The organism is Erwinia aphidicola (assembly GCF_014773485.1).
GTDB classification, from domain to species: Bacteria; Pseudomonadota; Gammaproteobacteria; order Enterobacterales; family Enterobacteriaceae; genus Erwinia; species Erwinia aphidicola.
Genome location: NZ_JACXBP010000006.1, coordinates 305,185 through 319,560 on the forward strand (window position 1 = coordinate 305,185; position 14,376 = coordinate 319,560).

Below are 14,376 nucleotides of genomic sequence, written 5' to 3' on the forward strand. Positions count from 1 at the left end.
ATGGGTAGCCGTACCAGGGCAAATATTGTTTCAAATCACTTTGCGTCGGTGAACGCGTGATTAACGCCGGGGATAATGAATCAGATCATGAAAACGCACTTTTTCATTACCCACATTATGGTAGCTGTGCATGCAGTCGGCCTGAAAGCGCAGCGCCTCCCCCCTGCCCAGCCGCTGAACCTGACCATCAACCACCAGTTCCAGCGCCCCTTCCAGCACAATAACGTGTTCTATCACGCCCTTCTCATGGGCGGCGGATTCACTCAGCGCGCCGGGTGCCAGTTCAATCACCAGCATCTCGAAGCGTAGCTCAGCATCGAAAGGAAACAGTGAAACGATCTGCATCCCGTTCCCCGCCGGTGAATAGCCCGGCAGAAGGGATTCACGGCGCGGAGCGCGATCATCATCGGCGGCGACCGGTTCAATAAACAGAGAGAATGGCAGATTAAAACCGGTGGCGATTTTCCATAGCGTGGCGATAGTCGGGCTGGACTCGGCGCGTTCAATCTGCCCGAGCATCGCCTTACTCACCCCAGTGATCTGAGCCGCATGGCTCAGACTCCAGCCGCGCAGCGAACGCTGCTGCTTTAGCGTGTTGGCCAGATAATGTTGCAGAGCGTCCACGATGTTCCTCCCGCGATCTTTTGCCGAGTATAGCCGCTTGTACGTTATAACGCACGATGCTACTTTGTGCGTGATAACGTACAACCTGCGGAAACCGTATATGCGCCCTCCACTCACGCTCAGCCATCTGACCTTTCCCGCGATTGTTGCCGGGTTCGTCGCCGTACTGGTGGGATACACCAGCTCCGCGGCCATTATCTTTCAGGCCGCCGCTGCCGCCGGGGCCAGCCCGCTGCAAATTGGTGGCTGGCTAACCATGCTCGGGCTGGGGATGGGCGCCACATCGCTTGGGCTGTCGCTGTGGTATCGCACTCCGGTGCTCACCGCCTGGTCAACCCCCGGGGCTGCGCTGCTGGTGACCAGCCTGCCCGGCACGCCGCTGAATGAAGCGATAGGGGTATTTATTTTTGCCTCCGCGCTGATCCTGATCTGCGGCGTAACGGGGCTGTTTGCGCGCGTGATGAACGCGATTCCGCAGGCGATCTCGGCGGCAATGCTGGCCGGTATTTTGCTGCGCTTCGGCATGGATGCCTTTGGCGCTCTGCAGGTCAACTTCGCGCTCAGCGGCAGCATGTGCCTGGTCTACCTGCTGGCAAGAAGGCTGCTGCCGCGTTATGCCATCATCCTGACGCTGCTGGCCGGGCTGCTGGTGGCGGCCATTCAGGGCAATATCCACGTTATGCCGGGGCAAAGCAGGGTTATGCCGCAGTTTATTGCGCCACACTTCAGCCTCTCCAGCCTGCTCGGCATCGGTATTCCGTTCTTTGTGGTGACGATGGCTTCGCAGAATGCACCCGGCATCGCCACGCTGAAAGCGCACGGCTATACGCTGCCGGTGTCGCCGCTGATCGCCTGGACCGGGCTGACCGCCCTGCTGCTGGCGCCGTTTGGCGGTTTCACCGTCTGTATCGCCGCGATTACTGCCGCAATCTGCATGGGGCCGGAGGTGCACAGTAACCCGCAGCGGCGCTACTGGGCGGCGGCAGCGGCCGGGGTGTTTTATCTGCTGGCGGGGGTATTTGGTGGGGCGATTGGCGGGTTATTTACCGCGCTGCCGCAGGCGATGATCCACACCATCGCCGGGCTGGCGCTGTTGGGGACCCTTGCCGCCAGCCTGCAGCGGGCGCTCAGCGATGAGAAACAGCGCGATGCAGCGGCGATCGCCTTTTTGATCACCGCTTCCGGCGTTACGCTGCTGGGCGTGGGCGCCGCGTTCTGGGGATTAATCGGCGGTGTTATCGCCCATCTGATCCTGACGCAGGCCAAACGCTGACGGCGCATCGGGACCTTTGCGCGCATCAGGCCTGGCGATGTTTTCCAGCAGGTCGTGCACCCACTCCGGCACCACTTCGCTGGCCAGGCCATACTGCTTCTCTTCAAACTCGCTGCCAACCTGGCTTGGCTCCAGGTTGAGCTCAACGGTGTGCGCGCCCTGCAGCCTGGCCTCATGGACAAAACCGGCCGCCGGATAGACGTGGCCGGAGGTACCGATAGCCACAAAGTAATCAGCCTGCGCCAGCGCCTGATAGATCTCATCCATCTGCAACGGCATCTCGCCAAACCACACCACGTGCGGTCGCAGCACCGACGGGAACTGGCAGCAGTGGCAGCGATCGTCCGGCTTAACGTCTTCGGTCCAGTGCAGGACCTGGCCACTGCTGACACAGCGCACTTTCAGCAGTTCGCCATGCATGTGAATCACGTTGCGGTTACCGGCACGCTCATGCAGGTTGTCGATGTTCTGCGTGACCAGCAGGAAATGGTCACCAAGCGCGGCTTCCAGCTCGGCCAGCGCCAGGTGCGCAGCGTTAGGCTGGATCGCCGGCTGCTGCAGCTGCTGGCGGCGCAGATTATAGAACTGCTGCACCCGTTCAGGGTTGCGGGCGAAGCCTTCGGGCGTGGCGACATCTTCGACCTTGTGCTCTTCCCACAGGCCATCGGCAGCGCGGAAGGTCTGAATGCCGGACTCGGCAGAGATGCCAGCCCCGGTCAGTACCACCACGCGCGGCAGCGGATGACGGGCTATTTCGATATTACGGTCGCGTTCGAAAATGCGCTGACGAAAACGCTGATGTACCTGGCGTCGGGTCTTCTTGTAGCGTGCCAGCCTTAAGCGGCGACGAGGTGTACGCATAACCAAATCCTCTAATCCTTAGAATCTGTCCCATCAGGCTATTTTACTTGCCGTTTTGAACCTGAGCAGTGCTCAAAATTGTCTGCGACAATTACGCCTGTTGGGACAGGTTCTTAATGTGCAGGAATGCGGCACCGCGCATTCCGCCTGCGTCTCCATGACGTGCCTTTGCAAAGCGCGGGGGCCTGGCAACCGGTAACAGATGTGGCGTTACCCGCTGCGCAAGGTCGTCATACAGCGCATCGAAATTGGACAAACCTCCGCCCAGCACTACCAGCTGGGGGTCGAGCAGCGTCAGAATGTTGCCCAGACAGACTGCCAGCAGGTCACGATAACGTTCGACGTGTGCCAGCGCGGAAGTATCTCCCTGATAATACCGGGTGATTATCTCAGGCGCACTGAGAGTCTGCTGATAAAAGTGCTGCCACAGCCATGAAAATCCTGTTCCTGAGAGATAGCCCTCAATACAGCCTTTTTTTCCACAGCCGCAGGTCAGCAGGGGGATATCACGGCCCAGCACCTCCAGCGCATCGACCGGCAGGCGCATATGTCCCAGCTCCCCGACCACGTAATTGCGCCCGGTGACCGGTTTGCCGTCAACGATCAACCCACCGCCCACGCCGGTGCCGAGGATGATCCCCAGCACCACCGGGTAGCGCTGAAATTCATCATCCCAGGCTTCCGACAGCGCAAAACAGTTGGCATCGTTATCAATGCGTACCTGGCGATTCAGGCGCTGGCTAAGATCGGCACACAGCGTGCGTCCGCGTGCCGCCGGAATATTGGCGGTGAACAGCGTGCCGTCATCCGGCACCGGCAGTCCCGGCACGCCCAGCCCGACGCTGCCCTGCAGCCCGCAAAACGCATCGGCCTCAAGCGTTAACTGCTCCAGCAGCGCCAGCAGCTGCGGATAATCATTCTGCGGCGTGGCAACGCGCTGCTGCCAGACCAGCTGGCGCTGAGCGTTATACACTCCAAGGGCGATTTTGCTACCGCCAATATCAAAGCCGTAATACATGCTGCCCCCGCGATGATTAACCGCTGCCTCTACTGTCCACTGTACTTATTGACCGCTGTACTTATTGACCACTTAGCACCCGCGCCGGGTCGATGCGGCTGGCGCGGCGTGCCGGATACCAGCTGGCGATCAGGCTCAGCAGCAGGGAGGTCACCAGCACAATGCCAACGTCGCCCCAGTGCAGCTCGGAGGGCAGGAAGTCGATAAAGTAGATATCCCCCGAAAGGAAATGATAGCCAGTCAGCGCTTCAATCGCATGAATGATCGGTGTCAGATTGAGAGCGGCCAGCACGCCAACCACCACTCCGCTGACGCTGCCCACCAGCCCGGCCAGCAGGCCGTACCAGACAAAGATGGCGCGGATTAAGCCATCTTTAGCCCCGAGGGTGCGCAGCACGGCAATGTCGCCGCTCTTATCTTTCACTGCCATCACCAGCGTAGAGACAATATTGAAGCAGGCCACGCCGATCACCAGCACCATCGCAAGGTACATAATGGCGCGGATCATCTGAATGTCGCGATACATATAGCCGTAGGTGCCAATCCAGCTGCGGATATAGACGGTAGCGTGGGTGACTTCGCCCGCCGCCCGCACGACGCTCATCGCGCTAAAGGGATCGGTGGCCTTCAGGGCAATCCCGGTGACGCTGTCGCCCATGCTCAGCAGCTGCTGCGCATCGGCCAGCGGCACCAGCGCCAGACTGTGGTCGAGCATGCCGCTCAGCTTGAGGATGCCGGCCACCTGCAGGCGCACCCGCTTCGGCTGCAGCAGCTTATGCCCGGCGTCGCTGTTGGGGATCATGATCGTCAGCCAGTCGCCCTGCTTAACCTTCAGGCTATCGGCAACGCCCTGCCCCAGCAGGATCTGCTGCTTGCCTGCGGCGAAGCTGGCCCAGGCATTATTCTGCACGTAGGAGGGCAGCGCGCTGAGCTGGCTCTCCTGCTGCGGGTCAACGCCCTTCACCTGCACGGCTTCCAGCTTGCTGCCGCTCTCGATCAGACCGGTAAAATTGATATAGGGTGCGGCGGCGGCCACGCCCGGCACCTGGCGGATCTTCGGCAACATCGCCTGCCAGCCGGCAAACGGCTGATCCTGCGGTTCAATCTCGCCGTGCGGCACCACCGCCAAAATACGGTTGTTCAGCTCGCGCTCGAAGCCGTTCATCGCACTCAGCCCGACAATCAGTACCGCCACGCCGAGCGCGATACCGACGGTGGAGATCACCGAGATCAGCGAAACCATGCCGCCGCGGCGACGGCCGCGGCTAAAGCGCAGGCCGAGCAGTAAAGAGAGAGAGCCGGCCATCAGAGGCTACCTGCCAGTTGCACCTGGTCGCTCAGCACGCCGTCGCGCATCTCCATCTGGCGCTGCATGCGTTTTGCCAGGCTCAGGTCGTGCGTCACCACCAGGAAAGCGGTGCCCTGAGTCTGGTTCAGCTCACCCAGCAGCTCAAAAATGGCATTGGCATTGCGTGCATCGAGGTTACCGGTCGGTTCATCCGCCAGCACCAGGCGCGGGCTGTTGACCAGCGCCCGGGCGATAGCAACGCGCTGACGCTCGCCGCCGGAGAGCTCTGCCGGGCGGTGCGCAGCACGATGATCCAGGCCAACCGCTTTCAGCATCGCCTGCGCCTTCGCCTGCGCCCCGGCCTTCGCCGTTTTGCCAATCAGCAGCGGCATCGCGACGTTTTCCAGCGCGCTGAAGTCCGGCAGCAGGTGGTGGAACTGGTAGATAAAGCCAAGTTCGCGGTTGCGCAGCTCGGCCTTGGCCGCTGACGACATGGCGTTCAGCGATTTGCCGTCAAACACCACCTCACCGGAGGTTGGGGTATCCAGCCCGCCCAGCAGGTGCATCAGGGTACTTTTACCGGAGCCGGAGCTGCCGACAATCGCCATCATTTCACCCGGCTTCACGCTGAAGGATACGTTGCGCAGGACATCGGTCTGCACGCTGCCTTCCTGATAGCGTTTACACAGGTTGTCGCACTGCAACAGGATGTTGTTACTCATAACGTAAAGCCTCAGCGGGTTGAACGGCGGCCGCGCGCCAGGAAGGGTAAAGCGTGGACAGCAGCGCCACCACAATCGCCGTAACGGTGATGGTGGCAACCTGCGTCAGAGAGATATCGACCGGAAGCGCGGCGCCATCAAGGAAGGCACCGATAACCGGCATTAAATTATTTAGCTGGCTGGCCAGCAGTACGCCCAACAGTGCGCCCAGCACCGCGCCCACCACTCCGGCGGTCGCACCCTGCACCATAAACACGGCGACAATCTGGCGGCGCGTCAGCCCCTGGGTTTGCAGGATAGCCACTTCACCCTGCTTCTCCATAATCATCAGGCCAAGCGAGGTGACGATATTAAAAGCGGCAACGGCGACGATCAGGCTGAGCAGCAGCCCCATCATATTTTTCTCCATCTTCACGGCCTGGAACAGTTCGCCCTTGCGCTCGCGCCAGTCTTTCCACACCAGCCCTTTTGCCAGCGGCTGCTGGCTAATGGTGTCGACCTGCAGCGGCTTATCCAGCCACAGACGCCAGCCGGTGATATTGCCTGCCGGGTAACGCATCAGGCGCGACGCATCCTGCTGGTTGACCAAAATCTGGTAGCCGTCGACATCGCTGTTAGCGGCAAAGGTGCCGATCACGGTAAACAGACGCTGGCTGGGAATGCGGCCCATCGGGGTGAACTGGCTGGCGGATGGCACCATCAGGCGGATTTTATCGCCGCGCTGCACGCCCAGCTGATGCGCCAGCTGCTCGCCGACGATGGTATTGTACTGGCCCGACTGCAGCTGCTGCTGACGCACGTTGTAGAGATACGGTGCCAGCGGGTCCGGCTCATCGGGGTTAATCCCCAGCATAACGCCAACGCCCACGCTGGCGGCGCTCTGCATCACCACTTCCCCGGTGGAAAGCGGCGTAATGCGGCTGACGCCGGAGAGATGCAGGCTGCTGGCAGGGGTCTGCTGCGGGTTGATGGAGCCGCTGTCACTGGTAATTAACGCCTGCGGCATCAGCCCGAGGGTGTTTTTTTCCAGCTCGTGCTCAAGCCCGTTCATTACGGAAAGCACGGTAACCAGCGCCATCACGCCCAGCGTAATGCCAATAGCAGAGAGCCAGGAGACAAACCGGCCGAAGCGGTCTGAGGCGCGCCCGCGCATATAGCGCAGGCCGATAAATAAGGCGACAGGTTGATACATGACATCCGTCTTTTAATGGCCGAAACAATTGCTGGGGATAATAAAGGTTAGTCCAGCGTTATGGAACCACTAAGCCTCTGACTGCGCGCATTGTTTTGTCAATTACTGAAACATTTCAGCGCCGTGGGTAACTGTACCAGGAATTCTCCCAAACCTTCTGATGCCCGACTTTTTTATTCGATCGCGCCGTTTAATTGCGTTATATGTGGCACCTCATAACGGAACCAGCCATCCAGCGCATTCATTTAGCTTAACTTTAGCCGCTCACGCAGCGCATATCACTGGCTCCAAAGGCACCAGGATTAATCTTAATAAATTGCTTTCAGCAGGGTTGTCGCGTATGTTGTGTGCGCATAAAATTACGCCAGCCCTCAGATCGCAGTCTGTTGTCAACCTGAAGCCAGCCCTTAAATTCGACCGTCCATAAGCGATCCGTTTTAACCGTCCTGAGCCTAAAGATGCCAAAGTATAAAAATAATGTTAATCGGGCAGTCATCCTCTTTGTCCTCGCTATGCTGCTGTCGATTATCGGCCTTGAGGCGCGTAACCTCGGTTCGTTGTCACTTTTCTGGCCGGGCAACGCGATACTGCTTGGGCTGCTCATTCGCTTTCCTCCGCTGGACAAACGCAGCACGCTGCTCACGCTCTTTTTGGGTATGCTCAGCGCGGACATACTGTACGGCACGCCCCCGATCATTGCTGTTGGCCTTGATGGGGCAAATGTTCTCTTTATTGCCTGCGCGCGCTGGATACTGCTGACCAGCCACTTTACCCGCGGTTACCCCCGCCGCCTGCAGGCGCTGCTGCACGTTTTCCCGGCCTCACTGTTCGGTGCCGCCGGCTGTGCGCTGGTCGGTGCGATTGTCAGCGAGCGCTACTTTGAGGATGAGCTGTTTAAGGCCTGGTTCTCATGGTTCTCCGAGCAGATGTCGACCTCCATCCTGCTGCTGCCGCTGGTCATCAGCCTGCCGCGCCGCGATGAGCTGGCTCAGCTGGCCAGCGCCCTGCGTGAATGCACCGTGCTGCCGCTGATTGCGCTGATTGCCACCACTCTGGCCGGTACCTGGCTTGGCGGCGGCGGCAGCATGCTGTTTCCCCTGCCCGCGCTGCTGTGGTGCGCCATCAGCTACCCGCTGTTTATCACCTGCTTCCTGACGATGATCACCGGAATTAGCGAGATCATCCTGGTGGCGGGCAACGTGCTTAATATTCAGGGCAAGGACGATCTGTTCCGCATCGATTCTCTCTCTTCTGCCCGCCTCGGCGTGGCGGCCATGCTGATCAGCCCGCTGATTGTGGCACTGAGCAGCACCTCCAATAAAAAGCTGGTCGCGCGCATCACTAAGCGCGCCGACTATGACTTTTTAACCGGCGCCCTGACGCGCAGCGGGCTCTCCTCAAAACTTGAAACGCTGGTGACGCCCCGCAATCGCCCACACGGCTTTTTCGGCGCGGCGTTTGTGATCGATATCGACCGCTTTAAAAATATCAACGACACCTACGGCCACGCCGCCGGGGATTTTGTGCTGGCGAAAACCGTTGAGTGCATCCGCCAGTCACTGCAGCAGACCGCGCTGGTGAGCCGGATGGGTGGTGAAGAGTTTCTGGTGTTAATTGAAGGGATTTCTCAGCCGCGCGCGTTTCTGCTGGCGAATCGCCTGCGCCACAGCATTGAACAAAACAGCATTATGCTGAACGGCAACGATCTGAGCGTGACGGTGAGTATTGGGATTAGCACGGTCAACCTGAAGAACGTCAACAGCCTGGATGAGTCAATCAAACAGGCTGATGAACAGTTGTATCTTGCGAAGAGTAGCGGGCGAAATCAGGTTCGCCCGGAGTTTGTTCTGTAGGGGCCAGGTTTGCCCGGCCCGCTATCACTTAGCGCGGGTTCACCCGCTGCATCAGGCTTCGTTTTCGATGCGGTTAGCTTCGATTTCGAAGTCCTGGATGGCGGCGTCTAACGCCTCCAGCAAAGTCCCCTGCTGATTCAGCAGCTGGTTAATCTTTTCCGCAGCTGACGGATCTTTGTACTCGCCCTCATCAAAGGCCAGCCACTGGCTGGAGAGCGTCTCAGTATTGGTCTGCGCGTAATGGCGCATCTCTTTTAGCTGTGAAGTCACGTCGCGTAAGTGTTCAGTCTGCGTTTTGCTTTCGATCTCACTCATGGATATTTCCTTTCATAGTTAAAAGATGACTACATAAATCGGACCGAAGCGGTGCCAGAAAGTTCACAACAAATTTCCATCAACTCCAAAAAAAGCAAAAAAAAGGCCGGGTAGCCCGGCCTTAACTCTCTGATTAATAATAAGCAATTTTACGATCCGTGCCGTTGATATTAACGGTGATATATCCGGCTGCGGTGGTGGTGGTAGGCGCCGTCGCCGGGGTGGTTGCCAGCGTCAGCACCCCTTTCTCGTTGGCCCCTACGCCTGCCAGCCCGTTGTGCATGCTCATGCGTGCCGCGGGCGTGTTGGTGCCGATGGTGGTGATATCGGTGGTCTCCGTTAAGTCCGGGGTAAACAGTGAGCACTCGCCGGACTCAAAGCGCGTTGGCCCGGTGGATTTCAGGTTAAACATGGTATCGCCGCTGGCGGCCTTCAGCTTCACCCAGATCTCCGTGGTGGTCACGCCGATGCGGTTATACTTGATATCCAGCACTGCCGGGGTGCCATGATGACGAATATCCGCATAAATCGCCGTGGCGCAGCGTGAGATACCGAGATAACTGGAGCAGGAGGAGACCGACGTGACCGGGCTACCCGCCGTGCCGGTTACCGCATCGCTGGAGACTTTGCCAATCATCTCAATAATCCACTGCTGATTCTCTTTCGGCATAAACACCTTGCCGAGCTTGTACCATTTGTCGGCGCTGGAGGTATTGGTAATTTTGTAGCCGGTATACCAGCCGGCCCGCATCGAACCGGTCATCAGCGTGCCGAAACTCTCCTCGCGCCGCCATCCCGCCTCATAGCCGGACAGCCAGCGTGTGGTGCTGGTGCCCTGACTGAGCGATGCCCCAGCCTGTAGATTGAGCTGGCGCAGCTGCACTCTGGCATGGTCGAGGATCAGCGGGCTGGAGCAATCCTCAAGGCTCAGGGCATCTATCAGCCACTGACCGTTATTAAGGTCGCCCGGCGCGCGGGTATGCTCAATCCATACGTTGCGCAGTACCCCCTGCGTGACGCGCGGCATCATCAGCGTAGCGTCGCCATAGCCGTACTGGAAATTGGCATTCGACAGTTCAATGGCCGTTGAGTGGTCCCATACGCCCTTCACAGTATCCGACCAGCCGACATCAAATACCCGGCCGTAGGTGTTAATGGTGTAGATTTGGTCGAACTTACTGTCGAGCGTATCCAGCAGTTTGAATATCGTGCCACCGTTGTTCTGGCCGCGGAAGCAGCTGATCAGAACAATTTCCCCCGCCACGGTGGTGTTTTCAAAAAACGGCTGCTGATTGGAACACATGGCGGAGGTGATCACGCTTTTATTGGCGCTGACATCCGCACTCGCCTGCCCGTTCCAGCTGATCCCCTTGATGGCCGTGCGCCGCGCCTGCACTTTAAATACCGGGCTGGTCGATTTGTCAGAGATAATCGTCGTGCGCGGAATGCCGCCCTGCGGGTTGCTATCGCCGTACAGGTAGAAGAACGGCAGTTCGCTGGCCGAAAGGTCAATGGGATTGATCAGGAACTTGCCGCCCGGAAAACGGACCCCAAGATCCTTACAGCTGCTGCTACAGGTCTGCGCCCAGCTCATCATCAGCTTAAATGCCCCACTGTCATCGGTATAGCCATCGCCTTTGGCGCCGAAGTGCAGGATATTGACCTCGTCGTAGTCGTTAATTACACGCTTCCAGTAAAAGCCGCTGCCGACCGCCACCGTTCCGCTATCATCGGCAGGGAGCGTGGTCGTGACAAACCCGACAAAATTACCGCCGCCGCGGAAGGTGGAGTCTTTATCGTAATAACGTTTGAGCAGGGCAATATCGCCAGATTTAGCCGGCGCGGTAGTACGTAATTCAGCAAATGAGTTAACTTCAATCATAATAACCTCCTGGCGGCGCGCACGGGCAGACCGCCTTATTAAGGGTAAATTAGCAGAATGAGCGGGGAGAGAAAGATAACTAAATTCCTGTCACCTCCTGGCAGATAATTAAATCCGCGGATCTATTTTTTATTACCACAAAGCGAAACCCACAGATCGTTATGGGTATTAATCTGCCTGACGGTTCTGATATCCATCAGCTGGGCATCCTGGTTGTGGGTATATATCGGCGAAAATAACGTACAGCTTGCGTCGGAAATCACTTCGTTATTTATCGTCGGCGTGGAATGGCGACTGCTGCATCCTGCGGCGAGCGTCACCGTCAGTAACAGCAGCATTGTCTGCTTGAACACGTTTTGCCTCCTGACTGTTAGCGGCCTGTTGTTTCGCAACGGCCGAGATTTGCTGCGCACTCTTTTGCGCGGCGGCAATATCGGATGTCGCGCGCTGCTGGCTCTTGCCGACCTGCCTGCCGCCAAACCATGCGGCAACAAAAGCCGCCACCACGGCGCCAACGGCCAACAGCCCACTCCAGCCGCCGCTGACCAGCGAAAGTAGCGTGCTCATACTTTGCCTCCTGCGAGGGTATCACGCTGTTTAGAGAGGTTTTTCTGGCGGATAAACTGCGCCATCACCGCCATCGCCACCATAAATGCGCCGATCATGCCGAGGAAGTTATGCGGCAGCCAGGATTTCACATCCTCAGGCAGCGTACTCCAGGCGCTGAGCGCCGAGTCAGGAAATGACTGCACCCAGGCACTGAGCGCGGAGCCAGCCGAGGCCAGCCACACCGACCAGGTCTTAAACAGCAGGCGGGCGTGATTTACCACCACAACTTTGCCGCAATGCACAAACAGCAGCACCGCCAGCGCCAGCATCGCTACCAGCAGAATAAATAAGGTGAATTTCATAGAACCTCCTGATAACTGGCATAAGTGCCGCTGCGCATCATCTCTGCCTGCCGCTGCGCGCGCTTCGGCGTCTGGCGCGCCCACAGGCTGGCGAGCATCGCCTCTGCGGCTCCGCTGAAGTTACCGTTGGCAATCATCAGCAGGGTATTTTTAAAGGCCGCCAGCCCGTCCACCCCCAGCTGGTAAGCCATGCTGTAAAGCACATCGCTGCGCGGAGGATTACACTGGCGCAGCGCGGCCAGCATCGCCGGGCGCTGCTTCATTTCAGCCATTTTGCTGTTAAGCATGAGCTGCATCCAGACATCGCCGACGGTGCGCGGCAGCGTGAAGGTGTAATTTTCCAGCGCCGCCCCTTTCGGACCGATCTTAATTCCGCAGCCAACGGTGGGATATCCCTCGCTATCGCGATAGGGCTGCTCTTTATATCCCTCTTCGAATACCAAAATCTGAATAATATTGCTCATCGTTCACCTCGCTTCCAACCAATAAAAAAAGGCCGCCTCAGCAACCTTATTCACCCTTCAATCTGATTTTTCACTTTCACAACCGTGGCCCGACCATTTCAATAGCGCCGGGAGTTTCCCCTGATGCCGCCAATCCGACATTAACAGTCTGGATCATAAATTGCGTACGCAATCCAGAAAGTGAAATTAATTTAATTCCCTGCTGATTAATGATTAATAAATATAAGAAATCAGATCGTCTCTTCGCACTCTAATTCACACTCCAGCGCGCTTAATACGCCAGCAATAAACCCTTCGGCGGTCTGAATCTGTTTGCGGATAGTGCCGTCCGCGCAGCGGCGGCGGCGGGCGATGGCGCGCAGGGAGATCTGCCAAAGATAGTGAGCAACCAGAATGTCGTGCTGCTCGGGATGATTCTTTTTCAGGCGGCTGATGCAAGCGTCGAGGATCATACCGTCATTGTCGCTACAGCTCGGGCGTTGCCCCGGGCGGGAATGCACCAACCCCCGGAACCCGGCAGCCACTGACGAATAGCCCAGACCGTGTTCACCCGTTGCCGCCCAGCCCCCCCAACGCTCCAGTAAATTTTTCATATCGCGCATGATGTGCCCCTTTTGTCAGCTGCAACCTGCCGCCAGATATCATCATCCGGCAGCAGAGACTCATTTAACACGGCGTCAGCGCGGCTGAAGGATGACTGCCACGGTGACGCAGGAGTGGCAGACGATGCTGCCAGGGAGTTTGCCAGCGATTAGGCTGGACGGCCTGATTGATAAAGAGCGGGTAATCGTTGAGCGGCACGCATCCGGCAGTGCGCTACGGCGTGGCGGCACCACCCTGCAGGCACTCTGGTTTATACTGGCACTGAAAGTCGGCGATAAACTCGTCTCTTCAGCACCACAGCGAACCAGACTCGGCAACGGCAGCGGTACGCTGGGTTATGCGCCCGGAAAGCCGTTATCGACGCGCATTCAATAACTATGGTTATAGCAAAAGCGCCATTAATAGCAAATAGTATTACTGCGGTTAATAGCAAAGCGTGTTTGACGAAAAATACGCATCGCTATAAATTCTGGTATATGAAACCGAATACACTCGCCTGGCGATTGAACATGGCTATGACCATGATGGGAATTACACAGGGTGCTTTAGCAAAAGCATCGGGCGTCTCACAGCCAACAATCTGGCGGCTGACAAAGGGAGAAGCAGAAGGCTCGCGCAAGCTGGTGGACATCGCCAGAGCGCTTGATATCAGCGTTGAGTGGCTGGCAAGTGGTGCTGGCGAGATGCGCGGCGGTCACGCCGGCAGCCCAATTGATAAAGTTAAAGCTGGCACTACCGTTGCCCTGTGGGACAGCAACGGTAAAACCAGCGAGCAGGTCAGTACGCCTACCGGCGTCAAGGCGCGCAAGAGCTGGCGTGCTTACATCCTCGATCGCAACAGCGGCTGTGCGGAGGCCAGCGCAGGTAGCATCGTAATTATCGATACCGAGGTACCAGCAGAATCTGGAGATCTCGTTATGGCCAGGATGAACTCACGCATCTCGGTTTACCGTTTTCTCGAAGGCCCCTCCAACGGTTTTTTAACCGTCGATGACCCGCGTTTACCCGCCGTTGAACTGTCGGAAGATGTGCAGTTAATCGGCGTCGCTATCTTTCTTATCCGCGACTTACGTCGGTAGTCGCTGACCTCCTGCTCCGGCAGGAGTGTCTCTTCGTAGTGACCGCCAGACACCCTGAATAATACAGAAACCATCAGTTTTTCCTCGCGGTGACCCATCAGCGCCCTCTCATCATGACCCTGACAGTGTTGTACAATCGATATAACTGAATAGATTAGTAAAGCTTTTGGAATCTTTGGGTTTTAATTTTCAAAAAATGACAATAAAAATATTAAAAATCAACTATTTCAACAAAATAACTCGATAGCTTAAGTTATTTTTTCAATAACATTTGATATTGATAATAACTAT

16 protein-coding genes are annotated in these 14,376 nt (G+C 57.5%); 4 read left to right on the forward strand and 12 right to left on the reverse strand.

Annotation, left to right across the window (positions count from 1 at the left end):
- Positions 1-60: 60 nt before the first annotated feature.
- On the reverse strand, positions 61-624 hold the full coding sequence (locus ID864_RS16205) for a helix-turn-helix domain-containing protein (protein WP_048916333.1): 564 nt from the start codon (positions 622-624) through the stop codon (positions 61-63).
- A gap of 100 nt (positions 625-724) precedes the next feature.
- On the opposite strand from ID864_RS16205, the gene ID864_RS16210 reads away from it, so the two are divergent.
- Positions 725-1,897, forward strand: a complete 1,173-nt coding sequence (locus ID864_RS16210) for a benzoate/H(+) symporter BenE family transporter (protein WP_191150085.1) — start codon at positions 725-727, stop codon at positions 1,895-1,897.
- On the opposite strand, the gene cobB is transcribed toward ID864_RS16210, so the two are convergent.
- The 5 genes from cobB to lolC all read right to left on the reverse strand — a co-directional run bounded on the left by cobB (position 1,847) and on the right by lolC (position 6,978).
- Positions 1,847-2,758 (reverse strand): Sir2 family NAD+-dependent deacetylase, encoded by a 912-nt coding sequence (cobB, locus tag ID864_RS16215; RefSeq protein ID WP_191150086.1) that lies wholly within the window; start codon positions 2,756-2,758, stop codon positions 1,847-1,849. The two genes, ID864_RS16210 and cobB, sit on opposite strands and share 51 nt — an antisense overlap.
- A 91-nt stretch (positions 2,759-2,849) precedes the next feature.
- Entirely contained in the window at positions 2,850-3,776 is a 927-nt protein-coding gene (gene nagK / locus ID864_RS16220) for an N-acetylglucosamine kinase (protein WP_191150087.1), read from the reverse strand.
- Positions 3,777-3,837: 61 nt separating this feature from the next.
- The gene (gene lolE, locus ID864_RS16225; protein WP_099754440.1) at positions 3,838-5,082 is read right to left on the reverse strand and encodes a lipoprotein-releasing ABC transporter permease subunit LolE; all 1,245 of its coding nucleotides are present in this window, start codon (positions 5,080-5,082) and stop codon (positions 3,838-3,840) included.
- Positions 5,082-5,786 (reverse strand): lipoprotein-releasing ABC transporter ATP-binding protein LolD, encoded by a 705-nt coding sequence (gene lolD / locus ID864_RS16230; protein ID WP_191150088.1) that lies wholly within the window; start codon positions 5,784-5,786, stop codon positions 5,082-5,084. The genes lolE and lolD overlap by 1 nt, the downstream gene beginning before the upstream one ends.
- Entirely contained in the window at positions 5,779-6,978 is a 1,200-nt protein-coding gene (gene lolC, locus ID864_RS16235) for a lipoprotein-releasing ABC transporter permease subunit LolC (RefSeq protein ID WP_048916340.1), read from the reverse strand. The genes lolD and lolC overlap by 8 nt, the downstream gene beginning before the upstream one ends.
- Positions 6,979-7,436: 458 nt before the next feature.
- On the opposite strand from lolC, the gene ID864_RS16240 reads away from it, so the two are divergent.
- Positions 7,437-8,831, forward strand: a complete 1,395-nt coding sequence (locus tag ID864_RS16240) for a GGDEF domain-containing protein (protein ID WP_191150089.1) — start codon at positions 7,437-7,439, stop codon at positions 8,829-8,831.
- A gap of 51 nt (positions 8,832-8,882) precedes the next feature.
- On the opposite strand, the gene ID864_RS16245 is transcribed toward ID864_RS16240, so the two are convergent.
- The 6 genes from ID864_RS16245 to ID864_RS16270 form a co-directional block, all read right to left on the reverse strand.
- Positions 8,883-9,146 (reverse strand): hypothetical protein, encoded by a 264-nt coding sequence (locus tag ID864_RS16245; RefSeq protein WP_048916342.1) that lies wholly within the window; start codon positions 9,144-9,146, stop codon positions 8,883-8,885.
- Positions 9,147-9,279: 133 nt separating this feature from the next.
- A complete protein-coding gene (locus tag ID864_RS16250) occupies positions 9,280-11,028 on the reverse strand; it encodes an amylovoran biosynthesis protein AmsF (protein WP_048916343.1) in 1,749 nt (582 codons plus the stop codon).
- 267 nt (positions 11,029-11,295) lie between these two features.
- Positions 11,296-11,595 (reverse strand): hypothetical protein, encoded by a 300-nt coding sequence (locus ID864_RS16255; RefSeq protein WP_191150090.1) that lies wholly within the window; start codon positions 11,593-11,595, stop codon positions 11,296-11,298.
- Positions 11,592-11,906 carry a DUF7940 domain-containing protein gene (locus ID864_RS16260; RefSeq protein ID WP_396018888.1) on the reverse strand — a complete coding sequence of 105 codons (315 nt, stop codon included), beginning with the start codon at positions 11,904-11,906 and terminating at the stop codon, positions 11,592-11,594. The genes ID864_RS16255 and ID864_RS16260 overlap by 4 nt, the downstream gene beginning before the upstream one ends.
- Positions 11,907-11,935: 29 nt before the next feature.
- Entirely contained in the window at positions 11,936-12,403 is a 468-nt protein-coding gene (locus tag ID864_RS16265) for a glycoside hydrolase family protein (RefSeq protein WP_191150091.1), read from the reverse strand.
- A 230-nt stretch (positions 12,404-12,633) separates the two neighbouring features.
- A complete protein-coding gene (locus tag ID864_RS16270; protein ID WP_062820962.1) occupies positions 12,634-13,005 on the reverse strand; it encodes an antiterminator Q family protein in 372 nt (123 codons plus the stop codon).
- Positions 13,006-13,096: 91 nt separating this feature from the next.
- Between ID864_RS16270 and ID864_RS16275 the strand changes: the two genes are divergently transcribed.
- Positions 13,097-13,381: a hypothetical protein gene (locus tag ID864_RS16275; RefSeq protein WP_048918781.1), complete on the forward strand. Its 285-nt coding sequence runs from the start codon at positions 13,097-13,099 to the stop codon at positions 13,379-13,381.
- A 134-nt stretch (positions 13,382-13,515) separates the two neighbouring features.
- Positions 13,516-14,085 (forward strand): LexA family transcriptional regulator, encoded by a 570-nt coding sequence (locus ID864_RS16280; protein WP_224750533.1) that lies wholly within the window; start codon positions 13,516-13,518, stop codon positions 14,083-14,085.
- Positions 14,086-14,376 lie beyond the last annotated feature (291 nt).

Excerpts from the sequence above, each read along its gene's own strand:
- ID864_RS16240 (WP_191150089.1), top strand. The coding sequence starts at position 7,437 with ATGCCAAAGTATAAAAATAATGTTAATCGGGCAGTCATCCTCTTTGTC.
- ID864_RS16210 (WP_191150085.1), top strand. The coding sequence starts at position 725 with ATGCGCCCTCCACTCACGCTCAGCCATCTGACCTTTCCCGCGATTGTT.
- cobB (WP_191150086.1), bottom strand. The coding sequence starts at position 2,758 with ATGCGTACACCTCGTCGCCGCTTAAGGCTGGCACGCTACAAGAAGACC.
- ID864_RS16245 (WP_048916342.1), bottom strand. The coding sequence starts at position 9,146 with ATGAGTGAGATCGAAAGCAAAACGCAGACTGAACACTTACGCGACGTG.
- ID864_RS16280 (WP_224750533.1), top strand. The coding sequence starts at position 13,516 with ATGGCTATGACCATGATGGGAATTACACAGGGTGCTTTAGCAAAAGCA.
- ID864_RS16250 (WP_048916343.1), bottom strand. The coding sequence starts at position 11,028 with ATGATTGAAGTTAACTCATTTGCTGAATTACGTACTACCGCGCCGGCT.
- ID864_RS16275 (WP_048918781.1), top strand. The coding sequence starts at position 13,097 with ATGACTGCCACGGTGACGCAGGAGTGGCAGACGATGCTGCCAGGGAGT.
- lolD (WP_191150088.1), bottom strand. The coding sequence starts at position 5,786 with ATGAGTAACAACATCCTGTTGCAGTGCGACAACCTGTGTAAACGCTAT.
- ID864_RS16260 (WP_396018888.1), bottom strand. The coding sequence starts at position 11,906 with ATGCTGGCGCTGGCGGTGCTGCTGTTTGTGCATTGCGGCAAAGTTGTG.
- ID864_RS16255 (WP_191150090.1), bottom strand. The coding sequence starts at position 11,595 with ATGAGCACGCTACTTTCGCTGGTCAGCGGCGGCTGGAGTGGGCTGTTG.
- ID864_RS16265 (WP_191150091.1), bottom strand. The coding sequence starts at position 12,403 with ATGAGCAATATTATTCAGATTTTGGTATTCGAAGAGGGATATAAAGAG.
- nagK (WP_191150087.1), bottom strand. The coding sequence starts at position 3,776 with ATGTATTACGGCTTTGATATTGGCGGTAGCAAAATCGCCCTTGGAGTG.
- lolE (WP_099754440.1), bottom strand. The coding sequence starts at position 5,082 with ATGGCCGGCTCTCTCTCTTTACTGCTCGGCCTGCGCTTTAGCCGCGGC.
- lolC (WP_048916340.1), bottom strand. The coding sequence starts at position 6,978 with ATGTATCAACCTGTCGCCTTATTTATCGGCCTGCGCTATATGCGCGGG.
- ID864_RS16270 (WP_062820962.1), bottom strand. The coding sequence starts at position 13,005 with ATGCGCGATATGAAAAATTTACTGGAGCGTTGGGGGGGCTGGGCGGCA.